The sequence below is a fragment of the Pseudomonas putida S13.1.2 genome (genome assembly GCF_000498395.2).
Taxonomy (GTDB): domain Bacteria; phylum Pseudomonadota; class Gammaproteobacteria; order Pseudomonadales; family Pseudomonadaceae; genus Aquipseudomonas; species Aquipseudomonas putida_Q.
Map to the genome: position 1 here is coordinate 3,220,438 of NZ_CP010979.1, position 22,996 is coordinate 3,243,433.

Below are 22,996 nucleotides of genomic sequence, written 5' to 3' on the forward strand. Positions count from 1 at the left end.
GCCCGCTCCCACAAGGACCGCGCATGCCTGCTGTCTGTTTTACCAATCCAGCCGCAGGCGGCTCTCGAAATAGCGCTCTTCGCCGCTCAACGGGTCCTCGAAACGCAAGCTCTGCGCCAGCAGTTTCAGCGGCCGCTGGTAGTCATCCTCTGCATTAAACAACTGCGGATAGAACGGGTCATTGCAGATCGCCGCCCCCAAGGCTGCCATGTGCACGCGCAACTGATGGGTCTTGCCAGTCACTGGCGAAAGCCCGTAGCGCCACAGCTCGCCGTTCTTTTCCAGCACCTCGGCCAGGGTTTCGCTGTTGGCCTCCCCTTCCACTTCGTGCATACGGAAAAACGGCTCGCCATGCACCAGGCGGCTTTTGTGCACCAGTGGAAATGCATGCTGCGGCATAGCCGCCGCAATGGCCTGGTAGCGCTTGTCGATGCGCCGTTCAGGGAACAGGCGCTGGTAGACGCTGCGGCTGTGCGGGTTGGCGGAAAACAGCACAAGCCCGGCGGTGTGCCGGTCAATGCGGTGCAACGGCACCAGGTGCGGGTTATCCAGGCGACGGATCAGGCGGCGCAGCAAGGTCTGCTCGACGTATTCACCGGTTGGCGTCACCGGCAGGAAATGCGGCTTGTCTGCCACCACCAGGTGTTCATCCGCGTGCAGTACCACCTCCTGCACCGGGATCGGCCGCTCGTTCGGCACTTCGCGGAAGTAGTGCAAACGCATGCCACGCTTGTAGGGTAACTGGGCGGCAACCGCCCGGCCCTCGGCATCCAGCACCCGGCCACGGGCAAAACGGTCGAGCCACTGGGCGCGGTCGATGGCCTTGAAATGGTCGCACAGGCAATCGAGCACCGTCGCCCAGTTACCGGGGGGCAGGCACACCGTGCTGGCTTGCTGGCGGGCGGGGTCGAAGGGCGCGGTCATGGCAGGGCTCGAAACATTCACGGCCGCGCATTATCGCCCAAGCACGCGCCCTCAACCAGCCTGGACTATCGCCTCGCTACGTTCCTTCAGCCAGCGCAGCACCTGCACCGGCTCCCAACGGCCTGGGTCGTAAAGGGCATAGAGCAACCCCTGGTAACCCACCACATCCAGCCCTCGGTGATAGCCGGCACGCTGGAACAAGGCCTCGATCTCGGCGAAGCAGGTATTGAAATGGACTTTACCGAACGGCGTGCGGTCGTCGGTCACCAGGCCTTCGAGGCGCAGTTCCAGAACGGCGTCAGCCACCCGATCCACGGGCATGCGGTTGACGCTGTACTTGAGTTGCTCGACGTTGAGCATGGCTTTACCTCGATACTGTATTTATATACAGCATACGAACATCCCCTTGCCGCCGTCAATGCGCTTCATTGCAGCCCCGCCAGGTAGCCACGGCCTTTGCGCACGGTCAACACCTGCCGACGCGGCGTGCCCCGGGCCACCGACAGATGCACCCATCTGTCGAACTCCAGGATGAGCTGATCGAACGGCACGGCGCTTTCGCTGATCCTGCGCACGGTTTCCCGAGGGCTGACTTCAACTACCGTGAAGTCAGCCGCCAGCCCTTGTACATGCTGGCTGTTGGTGGCGCCGCCGATCAACCGGTTGACCTTCTCGCTGCGAAAACCGCTGCTGACGATGATCGGCGCGCCGAACAGTGCGCGCACCTGCTCCAGCGCACCACACAGCAATTGCAGGTTGGCCCTGGCTTCAGGGGGCGGGGTGTTATCGAACCCGTCCCTGGCGGCGAGCTGGGAAACGGTCATTTCATCGAACGTGAAATGTGGAGTGATCAACATGGCGAACTATTCCGATGATGGGGAAGGTAACGGCGCCAGAGTGCGCCGGCACCTGATCATCAGCTCGCATCACCGATCATGGAGCAGGGTTGCAACTCCTCTGCTGCCCTCATTGCCCAAGGAACGCCACCACCTGTTCGGCATCGAACGGCCAGTGCAGCTCGGCGGCATTGTCGCAACGTCGCAACACCGGAATGATCAGGCCGTAACGTTCGAACAAGGGCTCGCTCTCGGCAATGTCGACCAGCTCCACCAGCAGGCCATGATCGACGAAAGGCATCAGCACAGCCTCGGCCACTTCACACAGGTGGCAGCCGAGGGTACCGAACAGTTGGCATTCAGGCAGCATGGGGCAGGTCCCGGTTTGGCATGCAGAGAAACCTATTCTAGGTCTGTCGCGCGCGTCATGCACCTGACCTGGCTCAATCCTGGCTGGTAGCGCCGATACGGTGCAGCGACAAGTCAGCACCTTGGAACTCCTGCTCATGGCTCAAGCGCAGCCCATGCAGCGCCCTAATTGCGCCATACACGGCAAAGCCGCCGGCCAATGCCACCACCACGCCCATCAGGCTGCCCAGCAACTGGCTGACCAGGCTGACACCGCCCATGCCGCCCAGTGCCACCTGGCCAAAGATGCCGCAGGCAATGCCACCCCACACGCCACACAGGCCATGCAGTGGCCACACGCCCAGCACGTCGTCGATCTTCCAGCGGTTCTGCGCTGCGGTGAAGGTCCAGACAAACAACGCGCCGGCCACCAGGCCGGTGGCCAGTGCGCCAATCGGGTGCATCAGGTCGGAGCCGGCGCAGATCGCCACCAGGCCGGCCAACGGCCCGTTGTGCAGAAAGCCTGGGTCGTTACGGCCGGCCAGCAAGGCCGAGAGGGTGCCACCGACCATGGCCATGAGCGAATTGATCGCTACCAGGCCGCTGACGCCTTGCAGCGTCTGGGCACTCATCACGTTGAAGCCGAACCAGCCGATGATCAGAATCCACGACCCCAACGCCAGAAAGGGAATGCTCGACGGCGCAAACGCCACCAGACGGCCGTCGCGGTAGCGCCCACGGCGCGCGCCCAGCAGCAACACCGCCGCCAGGGCTAGCCAGCCGCCCATGGCATGCACCACCACCGAGCCTGCAAAATCGTGGAAAGGCGCACCGAAGCGGGCCTGCAACCAGGCTTGCAGCCCCAGGTTGCCATTCCACACCACACCCTCGAAGAATGGGTAGATAAACGCCACGATCAACGCCGTGGCACACAATTGCGGCACAAAACGCGCGCGCTCGGCGATGCCCCCAGAGATGATCGCCGGGATCGCCGCAGCGAACGTCAGCAGAAAGAAGCACTTGACCAGCGCATAGCCATGGTCAACTGCCAGCGCCGCTGCCGGCTGGAAGAAATGGACACCGTAGGCTATCCAGTAACCGATAAAGAAATACACCAGCGCCGAGATGGCAAAGTCGCTGAGGATCTTGGACAAGGCGTTGACCTGGTTCTTGTGGCGTACCGTGCCCACCTCAAGGAACGCGAAGCCGGCATGCATGGCCAGCACCAGAATGGCGCCCATGAGAATGAACAGAGTGTTGGAACCGTGGACCAGGGAGTCCATTGCGCTGTGCATGTTTTCCATGAAATAGGCAGACCTGCTGAAAAGGCACCAGGACAGTTCAAGAACCTGCATCCCTGCACCAAATCGGTGCCAGCCCCCTGCCCTGTTTGGGTGACCGGGTCGGAGCCTGCGTGGTTTTTTCTTGGGTTTGTCGTGGATTGGGTTAAGGTTTATCGGTACCCGCTGCGCTAGCGCCCTGAATCGGCGCAACAGCTGCCAGCGGCGCCCCGCAACGTGGCAATGCCTTAGCAAGGCCCATACCAGCACCGGCACTTGAACCTTCGGCGCGTGCTATTACTCGAACTACCATCACTCATCGACAGGGAGAGGCCCATGGCCAGCAAATCGGCAAAGACTGCACAAGAGATTCTGATGGCTGACTTCCAGGCGTTGGTACGCGACACCGAGAGGTTGCTGGCCGACACTGCCAACCTGGCCGGCGACCAGGCCGACGAATTGCGCGAACAGATTCACGACCGCCTGACCCAGGCCCGCGAAACCCTGCAACTGACCCAGGACTCGGTGCGCCAACGCGGCCAGGCTGCGCTGGGCAGCGCCGAGCAGTACGTGCAGGAAAACCCGTGGCAGGCGATCGGCATCGCGGCCGGCGTCGGCGTGTTGATCGGCCTGCTGGCCAACCGGCGCTAAGGGGTTCCCATGGAGAATGACGCCAACGGCGCCGGCGCCTCGGGCAAGCGCCTGGGCGCGGCTGCGCTGGGGCTGCTGCACAGCCATATCGAACTGTTCGGCATCGAGTTGCAGGAGCAAAAAGGCCGCACCTTGCGCCTGCTGCTGTTCGCAGGCCTCGCCTTGGTGTTCGCCCTGCTGTTGCTCACAGCCCTTTCCGGGTTGTTGCTGGTGCTGCTGTGGGACAGCTACCGCCTGGCCGGCATCATCGGCCTGTGCGTGTTCTATGGCCTTGCCGCGCTGTACTGCGGGTTGCGCCTGAAGGCAGCGGTGTTCGACGAATCGTCGCCATTCGGGGCCACCCTCGAAGAACTCGCCAAGGACCGGGAGCGCCTGTTGCCATGAGCCTGCCACAACTGCCAAACACCCGTAACCCGCGCGAACTGCGCAAAGCACTGCTGCGCCTGCGCATGGAAATGCACCGCCAGGAAATCCGCCATGAGTCCGGGCAACTGATGGAGCCGCTGCGCCGCGTGCGCGGCATGGGCAGCTCGCTGCACGAAGGGCTGGGGATCAAGCATGCGCCTCTGTGGGGGATTGGTGCCGTGGTGGCGATGGGTTTCCTCACTGGCAAGGGCGTGCGCAGCGGTAACCTGGCGCGTCTGGTGCGCCTGGGCGGCAGCCTGCTGCCGCTGGTGCGCCTGTACCTGCAAGGCAACCGCCGCCCCTGAACACTGCACGTTCCTTTGCAGGAGCAGCCTTGTGCTGCGAAGAGGCCGGCCCGGCAACACACGTGTATCGATCAAACGGGCCTCTTCGCAGCACAAGGCTGCTCCTACAGGATATGCTGCTTCCTTCGATCCACAGGAGAATGCGCCTTGGACTGGCACACCCTGCTCACCCGCGAACGCCTGGGTAAAGCCCTCTATAGCGCCGATGAACTCGGGCGCAGCCCCTTCCACAAAGACCATGACCGCATCATCTTCTCCGGCGCCTTCCGCCGCCTTGGGCGCAAGACCCAGGTGCACCCGGTTACCAGTAACGACCATATCCACACGCGCCTGACCCACTCGCTGGAAGTCAGCTGTGTCGGTCGCTCGCTGGGCATGCGCGTCGGCGAAACCCTGCGCGACAACCTGCCGGACTGGTGCGCCCCCAGCGACCTGGGGATGATCGTGCAGTCAGCCTGCCTGGCCCACGACATCGGCAACCCACCCTTCGGCCACTCCGGCGAGGACGCCATCCGCCACTGGTTCCAGCAGGCCGCCGGGCGTGGCTGGCTGGATGACATGAGCGACGACCAGCGGGCAGACTTTTTGAATTTCGAGGGCAACGCCCAGGGCTTTCGCGTACTCACCCAGCTGGAGTATCACCAGTTCGACGGTGGTACCCGGCTGACCTATGCCACCCTCGGCACTTACCTCAAGTACCCCTGGAGCGCACGCCACGCCGACGCCCTGGGCTACAAGAAGCACAAATTCGGCAGCTACCAGAGCGAACTGCACCTGCTGGAACAGATCGCCCGTAAGCTGGGCATGCCGCAACTGGAAGAGCAGCGCTGGGCGCGCCACCCGCTGGTGTACCTGATGGAGGCCGCCGATGACATCTGCTATGCGCTGATCGACCTGGAAGACGGCCTGGAAATGGAGTTGCTGGAATACGCCGAAGTCGAAGCGCTGCTGCTTGACCTGGTCGGCGAAGACCTGCCAGAAACCTACCGCCAGCTCGGCCCGCGCGATTCCCGTCGGCGCAAGCTGGCGATTCTGCGTGGCAAAGCTATCGAGCACCTGACCAACGCCGCCGCCCACGCGTTCGTCGAGCAACAGCAGGCATTGCTGGCCGGGCACCTGGCGGGCGACCTGGTGGAGCACATGCACGGCCCGGCCAAGCGCTGCGTGCTGCAGGCCAAGGACATGGCACGCAACAAGATCTTCCAGGACAAGCGCAAGACCCTGCACGAAATCGGCGCCTACACCACCCTGGAGATTCTGCTCAATACCTTTTGTGGCGCAGCGCTCGAACAGCACGGCGGGCGCACCCCGTCGTTCAAGAGCCGCCGGGTACTGGACCTGATCGGCAACAATGCCCCAGACCCGCATGCCTCGCTGCACAGCGCCTTCCTGCGCATGATCGACTTCATCGCCGGGATGACCGACAGCTATGCCAGCGAAATGGCCCGGGAAATGACCGGGCGCTCCAGCCCAACCTGAAGCACGCCGGTGCAGCCCTGGGCCTTGAGCCAGTGCTGCACCGCGCAATGCAGGAAACTTCCTACATATACTGATGGCCAATTAAACAGCATGTATAAACGCCCATGAAAAGTTACCAATCACGCTTTGACATTGGGCCAATCACACAAATTTCGTAGCCCGTTTTGTTTTATCCTGTAAGCCATTTCCCATATGGGGCCAATCGCCCTTCCACGCATGCCCGATGACTTCCAACTGCGATAAGGTGCCGGTTGTCCCCCTCAATCGCCCGCAGGGAAGTTGAACATGCATTCCATATTTATTGTCGACGACCATCCTGTCATCCGCCTGGCCGTCCGTATGTTGCTGGAAAACCAGAATTACAAGATTGTCGGCGAGTCGGACAATGGCGTGGACGCCATGCAGATGATTCGTGAAGCCGCTCCCGACCTGGTCATCCTCGACATCAGCATCCCCAAGCTAGACGGGCTGGAGGTGCTTTCCCGCTTCCAGGCCATGGCCCTGCCATTGAAGGTTCTGGTATTGACCGCCCAGTCTCCCGCATTGTTTGCCGTGCGTTGCATGCACTCCGGCGCCGCAGGCTATGTGTGCAAGCAGGAAGACCTGAGCGAACTGCTCAGTGCTATCAAGGCGGTACTGGCCGGCTACAACTATTTCCCCAGCCAGGCAATAAAACACAACCAGGCAGCCGATACCGAGCTGCAACTTTTCCGCCAGGTAAATGACCGCGAACTGATGGTACTGCAACTCTTCGCCCAAGGCCGCAGCAACAAGGAAATTGCCAAGGGCATGTTCCTCAGCAGCAAGACTGTCAGCACCTACAAGAAGCGCCTCATGCACAAACTTCAGGTCAGTACACTGGTTGACCTGATCGAAATAGCCAAACGCAACGCGCTGGTCTGAGGGTGATCATGCCGCGCCCTATCGCTCGCCTGCTGCTCGCCCTGCTGCTGCTCAGCGGCGTAGCGCAGGCCACCTATCACGAAGCCTCGTCCTACACGTTACTGGCGCGGTCATCGGCCAAGCCGACCCAACCCATGCTCACGGCCGAACAACGGCAATGGCTCGAAGGCCGTCAGGAACTGGTATTGGGTACGTCGGCTCCGGACTATCCGCCGTTCGACATCACCAGTGGCGGCCGCGACTATCAGGGCCTTACCGCCGAGTACGCGAGCCTGATCGGCGCGGCCCTGCAGTTACCTGTGCGGGTGCTGCGCTTCCCCAGCCGGCAGGCGGCAGTAGAGGCGCTCAGGCATGGTGATATCGACCTGCTTGGCAGCGCCAATGGCTACGAAGCGGCCAGCGACGGCCTGGCGCTGTCGCACCCGTATGCCGTTGACCAGCCGGTGCTGGTAACACGCGAAGACGAAAGCCGGGCGCTCGACATGGACCTGGCCGGCCTGCGCCTGGGCATGCTTTACCATTACCTGCCCAAGCAGGAGGTACGCAGCACCTATCCCATGGCCGAGGTGCTGGCCTTTGGCTCCTCCAGCCAAGCCTTGAACGCCGTGGCGTTCGGCCAGGCCGACGTGTACATCGGCGACACCATTTCCACCCACTACCTGCTTAACCGCAGCCACCTGCCGCGCCTGCGCATGGCCGATTTCGGCCAGCACGAGGCCGTCGGCTTCGGCTTTGCCTTGCGCCAGCAGGACACGCAGCTGCTGGCACTGGTGAACGCCGCGCTAGACAGCCAGACCCCGGGCCTGCGCGCCAGCATCTTCAAACGCTGGAGCGCCGGCAGCGACCTGCTGCTGACCGACCGCAAGCTGCAACTGACTGACGCCGAGGAACAATGGCTGCAAGATCACCCGGTAATGCGCGTGACGATCGATGATACGGCTGCGCCGCTATCGTATTTCGATGGCTCGGGGCATTTTCGCGGCATCACCGCCGACCTGCTGGAGTTCATCAGCCTGCGCACCGGCTTGCGTTTTGAAGTGCAGCGAGCCAGCGGCATCGCCGACATGATCGCCCGCCTCAAGGATGGCCGCGCAGATGTGATTGCCGCACTGGCCACTGGCGGGGTGACCGAAGGCCTGCAGGTCAGCCGGCCCTACCTGGAAAGCGCCTTCGTGCTGGTCGGCCGCAAGGACGATACGGCCCTGAGCACACTGGAGCAGTTGCAGGGGCATCGCGTGGCCATTACCCGATACAGCGCCATGGACGCCATGCTGTCGCGGCACTATCCGAACATCGGCTGGGTCGAGACCGAAAGCGCGTTCTATGCCATGGCATTGCTCAACAGCGGTGCGGTGGACGCAGTGATCACCACGTTGATCGACGCCAACCATGCCTTGGCCAGCAACCCCGGGCTGGTCATCCGCACCACGGTCGGCAGCGAGCCCGCCAACTTCGCCATGGCCACCAGCACCCCGTCACAGGCAATGCTGTCGATCCTCGACAAGGCGTTGCTGAGCATCTCGCCCGAAGAGCTGGGGGTGATCAACAACCGCTGGCGCGGCTTCGGCCAGCACGACGATGGCAACGGCAAAGACTACAGCCAGCTTGCGCTACAAGTGGTGCTGGGCATGGTCGCACTGCTGTTGCTGGCCTTGCTCTGGAACGCCCGCCTGCGCCTGCAGATCCGCCAGCGCCAGCGCGCCGAACGGGCACTGAACGACCAACTGGCGTTCATGCGTGCCCTGCTCAACGGCACGCCCCACCCCATGTACGTGCGTGACCGCGAGGGCTGCCTGCAAAGCTGCAACTACAGCTACCTGGAAGCTGTGCAGGCCCGCTCCGACGATGTCATCGGCAAACAGCTGGACGGCAGCCTGTTTGCCGACGAAGAGCAGACTCGGCAGATCCAGGCCGACTACCTGAAGGTCATGGCCGCAGGCTCGCCGTTGATCATGGACCGGCCACTGCGGATCAAGGGCCGCGAAATGACCATCTATCACTGGATACTGCCGTACCGCGACTCGCTGGGCGAAGTGCAGGGCATCATCGGCGGCTGGATCAACATCAGCGAGCGCCGCCAGTTGGTCATGGAGCTGCGTCAGGCCAAGCAGCAGGCCGACGATGCCAACCGCGCCAAGAGCACCTTCCTGGCCACCATCAGCCATGAAATCCGCACCCCGATGAATGCCGTCATCGGCATGCTCGAACTGGCAGTCAAGCGCGCCGACCAGGGCCGGGTGGACCGCAGCGCACTGGAGCTGGCCCACCATTCAGCCAAGGACCTGCTGGGCCTGATCGGCGATATTCTCGACATCGCGCGCATCGAGTCCGGGCACTTGTCCCTGGCCCCGGAGGCCGTCGACCTTGCAGCACTGGTCGAATCGGTAGGGCGTATTTTCGAAGGGCAGGCGCGCCAGAAAGGCCTGGCCCTGGAGGTAATGATTGCACCGGCCGCGCGCTGCCGCGCATTGCTCGACCCCCTGCGTTTCAAACAGGTGTTGTCCAACCTGGTGAGCAACGCCATCAAGTTCACCGAGCATGGCCAGGTTCGCATCTGCGTCGGCCTGCTGGATAACGGCAACACCATGCCTGCAGTGCTGGAACTGGAAGTACGCGACAGTGGCATCGGCATCCATGCCGACGACCTGCAACGCCTGTTCAATCCGTTCATCCAGGCCAACCCGCATAGCCAGGGCGCCCGCGCGGGTACCGGGCTGGGCCTGGCCATCTGCCGCAGCCTGTGCGAAATGATGGGCGGCAGCCTGACCATCAAGAGCCTGGAAGACGTTGGCACCCAGGTGCGCCTGAAGATGCCGCTGCAGCGGATTGACGCCGCTCCACTCCCAGCGCCGCAGTTCGAACACCTCGAGGTGCCTGACCGGCGGCTGAACGTGCTGGTGATCGACGACCACCCGGCCAATCTGCAACTGATGGCGCAGCAGCTCGGCTACCTGGGCCTACAGCACGCCAGCGCCCGCGATGGCCGCGAAGGCCTGGCCACCTGGCGCGCAGGCGACTTTGATGTGCTGGTGCTCGACTGCAACATGCCGCACATGAACGGATACCAACTGGCGACCGCCGTCCGGGCCGAAGAGCGCCATGGCAAGCGGCTGCGCTGCACCATTCTCGGCTACACCGCCAACGCACAGCCAGAGGTGCGCCGCCAGTGCCTGAGCGCCGGTATGGACGACTGCCTGCTCAAGCCGATCAGCCTGGGTACCCTCAGCCAGCGCCTGGCGAGCATTCGCCCGCGCCGCCAGCAAAAGCCCCGGCGCACGCTTTACCATCTGGACGGCCTGGCGGCAGTGGTCGGGCATGACCCCGCCGACCGCCAGCGCTTCCTGCAGGCCTTGCAGCAAAGCCTGCAGGCCGACCTGGCCAGCTTGATGGCGCTGCATCCGGAGCATGACAGCGACGCCATTGCCGAGCAGGCCCACAAGGTGCTGAGTGCCGCCCGCATGCTGGAAGCCCCCGACCTGATGCAGGCCTGCGAGGCGCTGGAGGCCCGCGGCCTGCCCACCCACCAGTTGCGCCTGCGGCGCCAGGCACTGGCGCGGCACATGTGCCGTGTAGAACGGGCTCTGGCCAAGGAACTGGCCACCGACGCGTGCACTCAGGCAGGCAGCCAGACGTGTTAACTGGTAGACTGCGCGGCGTTATTACCTAAGAGGATTGTTTCATGGCCACAAACCGCTCCCGTCGTCTGCGCAAAAAGCTGTGTGTCGACGAGTTTCAGGAATTGGGCTTCGAGCTGAACCTGGAATTCAAGGAAGATCTGGATGACCAGGCAATCGATGCTTTCCTCGATGCGTTCCTGGAAGAAGCGATGGACGCCAACGGCCTGAACTATGTAGGCGGTGACGATTACGGCCTGGTGTGCTCGGCCAAACGCGGCTCGGCCAGCGAAGAACAGCGCGCTGCCGTTGAAACCTGGCTGAAGGGCCGTAGCGAACTGACCAAGATCGAAGTCAGCCCGCTGCTGGACGCCTGGTACCCGGAAAAGCCGATCAACAAGGCTGAGTGATACCTGCCTGGCTTGATCGCTGAAAAGGCTGCCCTTGCGGGTGGCCTTTTTTATTGGCGGTGCTTTTCCGTCGAACGTGGCGCATCGTCGCTACGCTTGGGGCATAATGCGGACTCTTTCGTCGTGGGGCCATCATCTCTTACCGCCCCAATGCCCTTTTCCCTCGCCGCAGGGTATTTATCCATTATGATCAAAACGCTTCGTCCCTTCGTTCTTGCAAGCCTGCTGTTGCCACTCGCATTGCCCAGCCAGGCCGCCGCCGTCAATACCACCCTGCCCGCCAAAGTGCAGCAGGCGCTCAAGGCCAACAAACTGCAAGACACAGCCCTGTCGCTGGTAATGCTGCCGCTGGACGGCCCCGGCACGCCGACCGTGTTCAATGCCGATGTTTCGGTAAACCCGGCGTCGACCATGAAACTGGTCACTACCTATGCTGCCCTCGAGCTGCTCGGCCCCACCTTTCAGTGGAAAACCGAGTTCTATACCGATGGCACCCTGAGCAACGGCGTGCTCAATGGCAACCTGTACCTCAAAGGGGGCGGCGACCCGAAGCTGAACATGGAAAAGCTGTGGCTGCTGATGCGTGACCTGCGCGCCAATGGCGTGCGCACCATCACCGGTGACCTGGTGCTGGACCGCAGCCACTTCGTGCAACCCAACCTGCCGCAGTTCAACGATGACGGCGGCGATGAAAACAAGCCGTTCCTGGTCAAGCCCGATTCGCTGCTGGTCAACCTCAAGGCCCTGCGCTTCGTGGCCCGCAACGATGGGGGCAAAGTCACCGTCGCGGTCGAGCCACCGATTGCCAGCATCCGTATCGACAACCAGGTCAAGGCGGTGGCTTCGAAGCAGTGCACAGGCGATGTGCGCTACAACCCGGTGCCCCAGGCCGATGGCATCAGCGTAACCGTTAGCGGCCAGCTGGGTGACGGCTGCAACTCGCAGACCTACCTGTCGCTGCTCGACCACGCAACCTACGCCGCCGGTGCCGTGCGCGCGATCTGGACCGAGCTGGGTGGCAGCATCCAGGGTGGCGACCGCATCGAGAACGTGCCCAAGAGTGCGCGCCTGCTGGCGCGCGCCTTCTCGCCAGACCTGGTGGAAGTGATCCGCGACATCAACAAATACAGCAACAACACCATGGCCCAGCAGCTGTTCCTGAGCCTTGGCGCGCAGTTCCGCACCGATGCCGACGGCGACGATGCCCGCGCCGCGCAGCGCGTAGTGCGCCAATGGTTGGCGAAAAAGGGCATTACCGCGCCGCACCTGGTGATGGAGAACGGCTCTGGCCTGTCGCGTGCCGAGCGGGTCAGCACCCGGGAAATGGCCCAGATGCTACAGGCTGCCTGGAAGAGCCCCTACGCTGCCGAGTTCATGAGTTCGATGCCGCTGGTAGGCATGGACGGCACCATGCGCAAGCGCCTGAAGCGCACCGCCATGACCGGTGAGGGGCACATCAAGACCGGCACGCTGAATACCGTGCGGGCGATTGCCGGCTTCAGCCGCGACAGCAACGGCCACACCTGGGCGGTGGCGGCGATTCTCAACGACCCGAAACCGTGGGGTGCTTCGCAAGTGCTCGACCAGGTCCTGCTCGACCTGTACCGTCAGCCGAAGCTGGCCGGTAGCACCGCGGCCAACTGATTGGCTGGTCCGTACCGGCCCTTTCGCGGCTAAAGCCGCTCCCACAGGATCTTCACAGCACTTGAGGCCTGTGCAGTACCTGTGGGAGCGGCTTTAGCCGCGAAAGGGCCGGCACAGACAACTGGCAGCTAACAGGCCGACTCCCCCTCCACCCGGTCCCGCCCGGCCTGCTTGGCCGCATACACCCCCGCATCTGCGCGTAACAGCAAGGTATCGGCCCCTTCACCCGGCCGCCAACCCGCGACGCCGAAACTGGCGGTCACCCTGCCCACACCCTCGACCGGCACCATGCGCACCCCTTGCCACAACTCAAGCGCCAGCAGCCGCGCCTGCTCGGCATCACTGCCCGGGCACAGCACCATGAATTCTTCCCCGCCCAGCCGGCAAAACACATCGGTACGCCGCAAACGCTGGCCAATACGCTGGCACAAGCTGCGCAGCACACGGTCGCCCATGGCATGACCGAAACGGTCGTTAATGCATTTGAAGTGATCGATGTCCAGCATGATCACGGCCAACGCCAGGCCGTCGCGCTGGGCGCGTTCCAGTTCAACCTTGAGCCGCTCCTGGAAGTAGCGGCGGTTATGGATACCCGTCAGCGAGTCGGTCACCGACAACGCCCTCAATTCCTCCTCCACGCCCTTGAGGTCGGAGATATCCGTCAGGTAACCATGCCACAGGGTACAGCCTTGCTCCCCCACCTCCGGCGTCGCTTCGCCCCGCACCCAGCGGAGCCCGGCTCGCGGCAGGCACACCCGGTATTCCTCGCGCCAGGGCGCCAGGTGCTCGGCCGAGTAACGCACCGAGCGGCGCACACGGTCCAGGTCATCGGGGTGGATGCGCTCGAACACCAGCGTGGCATCCTCACGCAACTGCTGCAGGTCGACTTCGTAGATATCGAACAGGCCTTGGCTGGCATAGGGAAAGCACGAATGCCCGTTGGCATCCAGACGATACTGGTAGATACCGCCCGGCACCTCGGCACTGAGTTTTTCCAGCAGCCGGTCGCGCGCTGCCAGCGCCTCGTGTACCCGACGCCGCTCCGTGACATCAATGCAGATGGCCAGGTAGCCAACCCACAAACCCTGTTCATCCAGCATGGCGGTAACCAGCATGTTGGCGACCAGCTGGCTGCCATCGGCGCGCAACAAGGTCCACTCCCCAGGCTCGGCGCCATGCGCTTGAACCGTTTCGGCGAACATGGCCTGGCCACCGGCAATCGGGCGGCCATAGCGCAGGCTCAGCGCATGAGCGCGCAGGCTCAGTTCTTCGGGCAGCACCAGGTGTTCAAGGTGCAACTGGCCGATCGCCTGGCTGGCCGGGTAACCGAACATACGCTCTGCACCGGCATTGAAGGTACTGACCACACCCTTGAGGTTGGTGGCAATGATTGCCACCTGGGTCGCCGCGTCCAGCACGCTGCGTAGCTGGTTGTGGGTGCCTCGCAGCGACTGTTCGCTGACCCGCAGCTCGACGGTGCGCTGCTCGACCAGCGCCAGGGCGCGCTGGCGCTGGCTGAACAGGCTGTACAGCAAGGCGCTGAGCAGCAGGCTCAACAACCCACCCAGCAGCACGACCGCCAGCACTGCCGACGAACGATTAGCCTGCACGAAGGCCAGGCTCGGCAGGATGCTCAACTGGAAGTTGTGGTCGGCCAGGTGCAACACCTGGTTGCTGGCCAGCGACAAGGGGGCGACCTGGTTCAGCGAGTCGAACATCACTTCCGGCCCCTGCAACCCGGAGGGATCAACGATACGCACCACCAGGTTGTCATCCGCCGCCACTGGCCGCCCATCACTGACCAGCTCGCGCATGCTCAGCAAGGCCGTCACATAGCCTACTGCTGCGCCATGCGGATTAGCATCGGAAAACACCGGCGCCACCAGCAGCAAGCCACGCGCGTATGAAGGGATCTCGTACATGGCCAGGGGTTCGGACACCGCCATGCTGCCAGGCCCGAGTGCCCGTGCCAGGGCAGCCTGGGATGCAGCCTGGCCGGCAAGGTCCAGCCCATAGGGCAGCCCTGGCATTTCACCAGATTGGGTATACAGCACAGGGAAGTAATGGTCGCGCAGCGGCGCGGGGCGCCACTGGCCTTGTGCATCCTGGTCACGGATCACATAGCCCGGGCCTGAATGCTCACTGGCATGGCGCTCGAACTCGGCGCGTTGCGCGGCTTCGACGCGGGGCGCCCAAGCGTAGGCCAGGGTGCGCTGCAGCAACGGCCGGGCGTAACCGTCAAATTCGAGCGGGGTGACTTCGTTGGAAAAGCTGAAGAATCGCCGCAGGCCGTCCAGGCGCTGCTGCTGTTCATCAAAACGCTCGGCAATGCGGCTGAAACGCTCGCTGGCCAGCAACTCGAAACGCTGGCGCAACTGCTGCTTGTAGAACGTCTGCGCGGCAAGCGCCAAGGCGGCCGTCAACAGGCCGCCCGCCACCAAAGCCACCAGCGCCAGCGCCCAGGCGGACACCGCTTCTGTGCACAGGCCAGATAACCGCGCACGCACGCCACACTTTGACATACACCCATCTCGTCACGTCAGCGTCCTGCGGATTATCTTGCCCTGCCCTCATTTATAGCTATTGGCCATTAGCCGCGCAATGTACCTCGTCGGCTCAACGCAATTGCAGGCGCCAGGCGCGGTGGATCCGGTTGTTACGGGCAAAGTCCGGGTCCAGCGTCTGGGCGGTGATTTCCTCCACGGCATAGCGCGCCATCAGGTGCTCGTCGAGCTGGAACTTGCGGAAGTTGTTGGAGAAGTACAACACGCCATCCGGCGCCAGGCGAGCCATGGCCAGGTCCAGCAGCTGCACGTGGTCACGCTGCACGTCGAACACGCCTTCCATGCGCTTGGAGTTGGAGAAGGTTGGCGGGTCGATGAAGATCAGGTCGTAGCTTTCGCGGTTAGCTTCCAGCCACGCCATCACATCGCCCTGCTCCAGGCGGTTGCGCTCGGAGAAGCCATTGAGCGCCAGGTTGCGCCGTGCCCAGTCGAGGTAGGTTTTCGACAGGTCGACACTGGTAGTGCTGCGTGCGCCGCCCTTGGCCGCATGCACCGAAGCCGTGGCGGTGTAGCAGAACAGGTTGAGGAAACGCTTGCCGGCAGCCTCGCGCTGGATGCGCATGCGCATGGGGCGGTGGTCAAGGAACAGCCCGGTGTCCAGGTAGTCGGTGAGGTTGACCAGCAGCTTGACGCCACCTTCGTTCACTTCCTGGAAGCGGCCCTCGGTGGCCTGGCGCTCGTACTGGCGGGTACCACTCTGCCGCTCGCGGCGCTTGAGCACCACGCGCTGCGGCGAAATGCCAAGTGCCTGGGGGATAGCCGCCAAGGCATCGAGCAGGCGCGACTGGGCCTTCTCCGGGTCGATCGAACGTGGCGCGGCGTACTCCTGCACATGCACCCAGTCGTGGTACAGGTCGACCGCCAGGGCGTACTCGGGCATGTCGGCATCGTACAGGCGGTAGCAGTCAACCTGCTCGCGGCGGGCCCACTTGCCCAGTTGCTTGAGGTTCTTCTGCAGGCGGTTGGCAAACATCTGCGCCCCTTCCGACAGGCGCGCCGGCTCACTGGCTACCGGCGCTTGCTCACGGATTTCGGCGTTGTCAGCCTGCGCTTCGCGGCGCTCACCCGTCACGAACTGGTCGGGCTGCACCTTGAACAGCAGCAGCTTGCACGGCAAGGCGCCGTTCCAGAACGCGTACTGCTTGTGGCTGCGAATACCCATGCGCTTGCCCAACTGCGGCGCGCCAGTGAACACCGCCGCCTCCCAGCCCATGCAGGCCTGGCGCAGGCGCTCGCCCAGGTTCTGGTAGAGGTACAACAGGCTGGCTTCGTCACCCAGGCGCTCGCCATAGGGCGGGTTGCTGATGACCAGGCCTTTCTGGTTCTGGTCCGGGCGTGGCTCGAAGGTACTGACCTCGCCCTGATAGATTTTCACCCAATCGCCCAGGCCGGCGCGCTCGACGTTGTTGCGGCCCGGCTGGATCAGCCGCGGGTCGGCCTCATAGCCACGGATCCACAGCGGTGGCTTGGCCAGGCCGGCCTGCGCACGCGCCTGCGCCTCGTCGTGCACCTTGCGCCACAGCGCCGGCACGTGGCCGAGCCAGGCAGTGAAGCCCCAACGCTCACGCTTGAGGTTAGGCGCGATATCGGCAGCGATCATCGCCGCTTCTACCAGGAAGGTACCCACACCGCACATCGGGTCGGCCAGTGCGCCACCTTCGGCGGCAATGCGCGGCCAGCCCGAGCGGATCAGCACTGCTGCCGCCAGGTTTTCCTTCAGCGGCGCAGCACCTTGCTGCAGGCGATAGCCGCGCTGGTGCAGGCTGTGGCCGGACAGGTCGAGGGAAAGAATGGCCTCGCCACGGTCCAGGCGCAGGTGCACACGCACGTCAGGGTCGATCTTTTCCACCGACGGGCGCAGGCCTTCGCGGTTGCGCAGCTTGTCGACGATCGCATCCTTGACCTTCAGCGCACCGAAGTGGGTGTTGTCGATGCCCGAGCCATGGCCGCTGAACTCCACCGCCAGGGTGCCGTCGGCTGCCAGGTGGTCGGCCCAGTCAACCGCGTTGACGCCGTCGTAAAGGTCGTCGGCATTCTTCATGGTGAAGCGCTTGAGCACCAGCAGCACCCGGTTGGCCAGGCGCGACCATACGCACAGGCGGTAGGCGGTTTCCATGTCGGCAGCGCCGCGGATGGCCGAGGTGTGCTCACGCACCTCGTCAAGGCCAAGGCCCTTGGCCTCCTCGGCAAGCAGGCTTTCAAGGCCTTTAGGGCAGGTGAGGTAGAGTTCGAAACGGTCCGACATGAGTATTCCAGAGCCTTGGGCTATTTGACTGACGAGGCGACGCATCGCCCCGCGAAGTTTGCCCGCATGCCTTTCCAGCAGGCGTGCGGGTGGCCATTTGCGGCACATAAGCGTGCTGCGAAGGGCCGGGCCGCCTGACCGATCCGTGCTCGGCCCAGTGGCAAAGACAGCTTAGATCATCAGGCAGTACAAAAAATTCTGACGACGCCGGGGCCGGTGTGACCCTTCGTCGCATTTAAAATTATTTCTGTCACCCGCGAGCAGCGCTGGCGAAATGACGTCAATGATCAGCAAACCCTGATCATAGCGGGCCAAACCTCAAATAAGGTTAAGTCGCATTTATTTACTTATCCCCTGACCCTATGAAACGTTACGTGCTTATGACAAATCGATCATTCACACCGTGACTCGCATTCGTTAGAACTGGTCTCAGGCCGCTTCGCAACGAGGCGGCACTTTCAGCTCGCCACGCCGGCAGCGAGCGCAAACCGGCAGAACGACTCTGCCCGGCCTCAGTGAGGCCGACGGGACATTACAGTCAACAAGTGAGGGCAACACCCTATGAGAAGACTTAAGCGTGATCCGTTGGAAAGAGCATATTCACGTGGCTACCAATACGGGGTCACCGGCAAATCCCGCGAACTTTGCCCTTTCAATCTTCCTTCTGTTCGCCAAGCCTGGATCAACGGCTGGCGCGAAGGTCGCGGTGATAACTGGGACGGAATGACTGGCACCGCTGGCATCCATAGACTCAACGAAAATCACGCCGTTGGCTGATCGAGGACACTGAATTCGATTTACCATGCACGCCCCATCCGGGCGGCGGGCGAAGGCCCAGGGGCCCCTTGAAGGGGCCCTTTTTTTGCCTGCCGATCAAACCCGTGGCATTGCCGCGATAGCGTCCACCGCCTCGCGAATCAGTGCCGGCCCCTTGTAAATGAAGCCCGAGTAGATCTGCACCAGGCTCGCCCCGGCGGCGATCTTCTCGGCAGCGTGACGGCCTTCGGTAATGCCACCGGCAGCAATGATTGGCAACTTGCCGCCCAGCTCGCCTGCCAGCACCTTGACGATGTGGGTGCTCTTTTCCAGCACCGGCGCGCCGGACAGGCCACCCGCCTCGCCACCGTACGGCAGCCCCTCGACACCTTCACGCCCCAGCGTGGTGTTGGTAGCGATTACCGCATCCATACCCGATTCCATCAGCGCGGCTGCCACCAGTGCGGTTTCTTCGTCGCTCATGTCCGGGGCAATCTTGATGGCCAGCGGCACGCGCTTGCCATGGGTCGCAGCCAGCTGCTCACGGCGCACGGCCAGGGCATCGAGCAACTGCTTGAGCGAATCACCAAACTGCAGGCTGCGCAGACCCGGGGTGTTTGGCGAGCTGACGTTGACGGTGATGTAGCTGGCGGCGGTGTACACCTTGTCCAGGCAGATCAGGTAGTCATCGACGGCACGCTCGACCGGGGTGTCGAAGTTCTTGCCGATGTTGATGCCCAGCACGCCGCTGTAGCGCGAGGCTCGTACCCGGTCGAGCAGGTTATCGACACCCAGGTTGTTGAAGCCCATGCGGTTGATGATGGCCGTGGCCTCCGGTAGCCGGAACAGCCGTGGCTTGGGGTTGCCCGGCTGCGGGCGCGGGGTGACGGTGCCGATCTCGACAAAGCCGAAGCCCAGCTGGGCAAAACCGTCGATGGCCGCGCCGTTCTTGTCCAGGCCGGCAGCCAGGCCCACCGGGTTGGCGAAGTTCAAGCCCATGACCGAAACCGGCAAGGCCGCCGGCTGCTTGCACAGCATGCCGTTGAGGCCAAGGCGGCCACCGGCACCGATCAGGTCCAGGGACAGGTCGTGGGAAGTTTCCGGAGAAAGCTTGAACAGCAGCTGGCGGGCCAGGGTATACATGGGCAGGCAAGGCTCGGGGTAAGTGAGGGGGCGATTATAGCCACCGTGGCGCTGGCAGGACAGCAAATCATGGGGCCACTGCAGCCCTGGCACATCGGTTGCACCGGTTTGGCTCACAGCCTAATCAGTACAGGCGAGGAACCTTGTGAATACTGTACCCCGAGTAACGCCCCTGGCCTGGGTCAACGGCAGCGATGCGCCCGAGAAACACAGCCTGAACATCGGCTACATGGCCCTGACCGACTGCGCCTCGGTGGTGGTCGCGGCCACCCAGGGTTTCGCCCAGCAGCACGGCCTTACCCTCAACCTCAAGCGCCAGGGCTCCTGGGCGGGGCTGCGCGACAAGCTGGTCAGCGGCGAACTGGACGCCGCGCACTGCCTGTATGGCCTGGCCTACGCCGTGCATCTGGGCATTGGCGGCGTACCGGCCAGTGACATGGCGGTGCTCATGGGGCTGAACCAGAACGCCCAGGCCATCAACCTGTCGCCTGCCCTGCAACGCAAAGGCGTGACCAACCCTGAAGCATTGGCGCGGCTGGTGCACCAACATGGCGCGCGCCTGACCTTCGCCCAGACCTTCCCCACCGGCACTCACGCCATGTGGCTGTATTACTGGCTGGCCAGCCAGGGCATCCACCCACTGCGCGACGTCGACAGCGTGGTGGTGCCACCGGCACAAATGGCCGCACATATCCAGGCCGGGCGCATCGACGGCTTTTGCGTGGGCGAGCCCTGGGCCGCCGATGCGGTTGCCAAGGGCCAAGGCTTCACCCTTGCCACCAGCCAGTCGATCTGGCCGGACCACCCGGAAAAAGTCCTGGCCTGTGCCCGCGCCTTCGCCGAACAGTACCCCAACAGCGCCCGCGCCCTGATCAAGGCAATCCTCGCCGCCAGCCGGTTCATCGAACAAAGCCCGGAAAACCGCCGCAGCACCGCGCAACTGCTTAGCGGCAGCGCCTATCTGGACACGCCGCTGGAGAGCATCGAGCCACGCTTGCTTGGCAACTACCAGGATGGCCTGGGCAACCACTGGCAAGACCGGCATGCCCTGCGCCTGTTCGACCACGGCCGGGCCAACCTGCCGTACCTGTCCGACGGCATGTGGTTCATGACCCAGTTCCGCCGCTGGGGCCTGCTGCGCGAAGACCCCGACTACCTCGGCGTGGCCCGCCAGGTACAGCAGCTGGCCCTGTACAGCGAGGCAGCGCAAAGCCTTGGCGTGGCCTGCCCTTCGCTGCCGATGCGCAGCAGCCTGCTGATCGACGGTACCCGCTGGGACGGCAGCGCCCCCTACAGCTATGCCCGCAGTTTCAGCCTGCACGCACTGGGCGACCTGCCCGATGCCCGTGTCGGCGCGTGAGGGGGACCAACATGTTGCGCATCCTGCTGATCGACGACACCCAGAACAAACTCGGCCGCCTCAAGGCAGCGTTGATAGAGGCCGGCTTCGAGGTCACCGAAGCCCCAGGCCTGACCATCGACCTGCCTGCCTGCGTCGAAACGGTGCGCCCGGATGTGGTGCTGATCGACACCGACTCACCGGACCGCGATGTGATGGAACAGGTGGTACTGGTCAGCCGTGACCAGCCGCGCCCCATCGTGCTGTTCACTGACGAACATGACCCTGGGGTAATGCGCCAGGCGATCCAGGCGGGGGTTAGTGCCTATATTGTCGAAGGCATCCATGCCGCCCGGCTACAGCCGATTCTGGATGTGGCCATGGCCCGCTTCGAAAGTGACCAGGCACTGAAGGCGCAACTGCTGGCACGCGACCAGCAACTGGCCGAACGCAAACGCATCGAGCAGGCCAAGGGTTTGCTGATGAAGATGAAAGACTGCAACGAAGAACAGGCCTACACCCTGATGCGCCGCCAGGCCATGAGCCGGCAGCAGAAGCTGATTCAGGTGGCAGAGCAGATCATTGCCATGCACGAAATGCTCGGCTGACAGACCACACGCGCAACCTGTACTCGATCCCCTGTAGGAGCGGCCTTGTGTCGCGATGGGCTGCGCAGCAGCCCCAACAATCTCTGCCGCAAAGCTGAAAATCTGGGGCTGCTGCGCAGCCCATCGCGACGCAAGGCCGCTCCTACAGGGGGCAGCATGGCCTTCAGAAAGTTGGCCCATCTCTTGCTCAGCAAACAGCACCGGTAGCCAACGGCGGTTGCCCCACTTAAATCCCGACAAAGACGTCGCTCTCCCCTCCACCTTAGTGGAGCGGGTAGCGGCGTCTTTTTCGTTCCGTTGCTTTGCCGAGTGAGGTGTTCGATGAGTACCAGCTTCTGGAAATCCGGGCATGTGCCCACGCTGTTCGCTGCGTTCCTGTACTTCGACCTGAGCTTCATGGTCTGGTACCTGCTGGGCCCGATGGCGGTGCAGATTGCCGGTGACCTGCAACTCAGTGCACAACAACGGGGCCTGATGGTAGCCATGCCGATCCTGTCCGGGGCGATCCTGCGCTTTGCCATGGGCGTGCTGGTCGACCGCCTGTCACCCAAGACCGCAGGGCTGATCGGCCAGGTGGTGGTCGTCGTCGCGCTGGCGGCGGCCTGGCACTTCGGCGTACACAGCTATGAACAGGTGCTGCTGCTGGGCTTGTTCCTCGGCTTTGCCGGCGCTTCGTTCGCCGTGTCGCTGCCGCTGGCGTCGCAGTGGTACCCGCCGCAACACCAGGGCAAGGCCATGGGCATTGCTGGCGCCGGCAATTCCGGCACGGTGTTCGCCGCCCTGCTGGCCCCGGCGCTGGCCGCCGGCTTTGGCTGGAACAATGTGTTCGGCTTTGCGCTGATTCCGTTGACGCTGGCGCTGGTAGTGTTCGCCCTGTTGGCACGCAACGCCCCAGAGCGCCCCAAGCCCAAAGCAATGGCGGACTACCTCAAGGCCCTCGGCGACCGTGACAGCTGGTGGTTCATGTTCTTCTACAGCGTCACCTTCGGCGGCTTCATTGGCCTGGCCAGCGCCCTGCCTGGCTACTTCAGCGACCAATACGGCCTGAGCCCGGTCACCGCCGGCTACTACACCGCGGCCTGCGTATTCGCCGGCAGCCTGATGCGCCCCCTCGGCGGCGCCCTGGCCGACCGCTTCGGCGGCATCCGCACCCTGCTGGGCATGTACAGCGTTGCCGCCATCTGCATTGCCGCAGTCGGGTTCAACCTGCCTTCTGCGGCTGCCGCACTGGCGCTGTTCATCAGCGCCATGCTTGGCCTGGGCGCTGGCAACGGCGCGGTGTTCCAACTGGTGCCACAACGCTTTCGCCAGGAAATCGGCGTGATGACCGGGCTGATCGGCATGGCCGGCGGTATCGGCGGCTTCTTGCTGGCGGCAGGGCTTGGCACCATCAAGCAGCACACTGGCGACTACCAGCTGGGGCTGTGGCTGTTCGCCAGCCTGGGCCTGCTTGCCTGGTTTGGCCTGCACGGCGTGAAACAGCGCTGGCGCACCACCTGGGGCTCGGCTGCAGTCACTGCAGCGCGGGTCTGAGGCACGCCC

General features: G+C 63.5%; 20 protein-coding genes. 12 read left to right on the plus strand and 8 right to left on the minus strand.

The genetic code is table 11. The annotated features are described in order from the left end of the window. Positions 1-39: 39 nt before the first annotated feature. The 5 genes from N805_RS14230 to N805_RS14250 form a co-directional block, all read right to left on the minus strand. Positions 40-924 carry a pseudouridine synthase gene (locus N805_RS14230; protein WP_028614033.1) on the minus strand — a complete coding sequence of 295 codons (885 nt, stop codon included), beginning with the start codon at positions 922-924 and terminating at the stop codon, positions 40-42. A 51-nt stretch (positions 925-975) separates the two neighbouring features. Further along, entirely contained in the window at positions 976-1,284 is a 309-nt protein-coding gene (locus N805_RS14235; protein WP_016485613.1) for a hypothetical protein, read from the minus strand. A 65-nt stretch (positions 1,285-1,349) separates the two neighbouring features. Beyond that, complete coding sequence (locus N805_RS14240; protein ID WP_019473184.1) at positions 1,350-1,781, minus strand: D-Ala-D-Ala carboxypeptidase family metallohydrolase; 432 nt, start codon at positions 1,779-1,781, stop codon at positions 1,350-1,352. A 109-nt stretch (positions 1,782-1,890) separates the two neighbouring features. After that, complete coding sequence (locus tag N805_RS14245) at positions 1,891-2,130, minus strand: glutaredoxin family protein (protein ID WP_019473185.1); 240 nt, start codon at positions 2,128-2,130, stop codon at positions 1,891-1,893. A gap of 73 nt (positions 2,131-2,203) precedes the next feature. Next, complete coding sequence (locus tag N805_RS14250; protein WP_026034646.1) at positions 2,204-3,412, minus strand: ammonium transporter; 1,209 nt, start codon at positions 3,410-3,412, stop codon at positions 2,204-2,206. 312 nt (positions 3,413-3,724) lie between these two features. On the opposite strand from N805_RS14250, the gene N805_RS14255 reads away from it, so the two are divergent. From N805_RS14255 to dacB, 8 genes are all read left to right on the plus strand, one after another. Then, a complete protein-coding gene (locus N805_RS14255; protein ID WP_019473187.1) occupies positions 3,725-4,039 on the plus strand; it encodes a DUF883 family protein in 315 nt (104 codons plus the stop codon). A gap of 9 nt (positions 4,040-4,048) precedes the next feature. Beyond that, positions 4,049-4,423 carry a phage holin family protein gene (locus tag N805_RS14260; RefSeq protein ID WP_019473188.1) on the plus strand — a complete coding sequence of 125 codons (375 nt, stop codon included), beginning with the start codon at positions 4,049-4,051 and terminating at the stop codon, positions 4,421-4,423. Next, positions 4,420-4,749 (plus strand): hypothetical protein, encoded by a 330-nt coding sequence (locus N805_RS14265; RefSeq protein WP_019473189.1) that lies wholly within the window; start codon positions 4,420-4,422, stop codon positions 4,747-4,749. The genes N805_RS14260 and N805_RS14265 overlap by 4 nt, the downstream gene beginning before the upstream one ends. Positions 4,750-4,896: 147 nt before the next feature. Continuing rightward, a complete protein-coding gene (locus N805_RS14270; RefSeq protein WP_019473190.1) occupies positions 4,897-6,228 on the plus strand; it encodes a deoxyguanosinetriphosphate triphosphohydrolase in 1,332 nt (443 codons plus the stop codon). 285 nt (positions 6,229-6,513) lie between these two features. Beyond that, complete coding sequence (locus N805_RS14275; protein ID WP_019473191.1) at positions 6,514-7,131, plus strand: response regulator transcription factor; 618 nt, start codon at positions 6,514-6,516, stop codon at positions 7,129-7,131. An 8-nt stretch (positions 7,132-7,139) separates the two neighbouring features. After that, positions 7,140-10,769: an ATP-binding protein gene (locus tag N805_RS14280; RefSeq protein WP_019473192.1), complete on the plus strand. Its 3,630-nt coding sequence runs from the start codon at positions 7,140-7,142 to the stop codon at positions 10,767-10,769. Positions 10,770-10,810: 41 nt separating this feature from the next. Next, complete coding sequence (locus N805_RS14285) at positions 10,811-11,155, plus strand: YggL family protein (protein WP_019473193.1); 345 nt, start codon at positions 10,811-10,813, stop codon at positions 11,153-11,155. A 186-nt stretch (positions 11,156-11,341) separates the two neighbouring features. Continuing rightward, entirely contained in the window at positions 11,342-12,799 is a 1,458-nt protein-coding gene (gene dacB / locus N805_RS14290) for a D-alanyl-D-alanine carboxypeptidase/D-alanyl-D-alanine-endopeptidase (protein WP_019473194.1), read from the plus strand. A gap of 128 nt (positions 12,800-12,927) precedes the next feature. Here the strand turns inward: dacB and N805_RS14295 are convergent, their stop codons facing one another. Both N805_RS14295 and rlmKL read right to left on the minus strand, forming a co-directional pair. Next, entirely contained in the window at positions 12,928-15,321 is a 2,394-nt protein-coding gene (locus N805_RS14295; RefSeq protein WP_019472915.1) for a diguanylate cyclase, read from the minus strand. Between the two features lie 94 nt (positions 15,322-15,415). Next, positions 15,416-17,608 carry a bifunctional 23S rRNA (guanine(2069)-N(7))-methyltransferase RlmK/23S rRNA (guanine(2445)-N(2))-methyltransferase RlmL gene (gene rlmKL, locus N805_RS14300; protein WP_019472916.1) on the minus strand — a complete coding sequence of 731 codons (2,193 nt, stop codon included), beginning with the start codon at positions 17,606-17,608 and terminating at the stop codon, positions 15,416-15,418. A 561-nt stretch (positions 17,609-18,169) separates the two neighbouring features. Between rlmKL and rmf the strand changes: the two genes are divergently transcribed. Then, positions 18,170-18,385, plus strand: coding sequence for a ribosome modulation factor (gene rmf / locus N805_RS29890; RefSeq protein ID WP_003248687.1), 216 nt, complete (start codon positions 18,170-18,172; stop codon positions 18,383-18,385). A 96-nt stretch (positions 18,386-18,481) separates the two neighbouring features. Here the strand turns inward: rmf and N805_RS14305 are convergent, their stop codons facing one another. Beyond that, entirely contained in the window at positions 18,482-19,507 is a 1,026-nt protein-coding gene (locus N805_RS14305; RefSeq protein ID WP_016500784.1) for a quinone-dependent dihydroorotate dehydrogenase, read from the minus strand. A 145-nt stretch (positions 19,508-19,652) separates the two neighbouring features. Between N805_RS14305 and N805_RS14310 the strand changes: the two genes are divergently transcribed. From N805_RS14310 to N805_RS14320, 3 genes are all read left to right on the plus strand, one after another. Further along, positions 19,653-20,867, plus strand: coding sequence for a CmpA/NrtA family ABC transporter substrate-binding protein (locus tag N805_RS14310; protein ID WP_019472918.1), 1,215 nt, complete (start codon positions 19,653-19,655; stop codon positions 20,865-20,867). A gap of 11 nt (positions 20,868-20,878) precedes the next feature. After that, positions 20,879-21,454 carry an ANTAR domain-containing response regulator gene (locus N805_RS14315; RefSeq protein ID WP_016714854.1) on the plus strand — a complete coding sequence of 192 codons (576 nt, stop codon included), beginning with the start codon at positions 20,879-20,881 and terminating at the stop codon, positions 21,452-21,454. A 321-nt stretch (positions 21,455-21,775) separates the two neighbouring features. After that, on the plus strand, positions 21,776-22,987 hold the full coding sequence (locus N805_RS14320; protein WP_019472919.1) for a nitrate/nitrite transporter: 1,212 nt from the start codon (positions 21,776-21,778) through the stop codon (positions 22,985-22,987). The last annotated feature ends 9 nt before the right edge of the window (positions 22,988-22,996 follow it).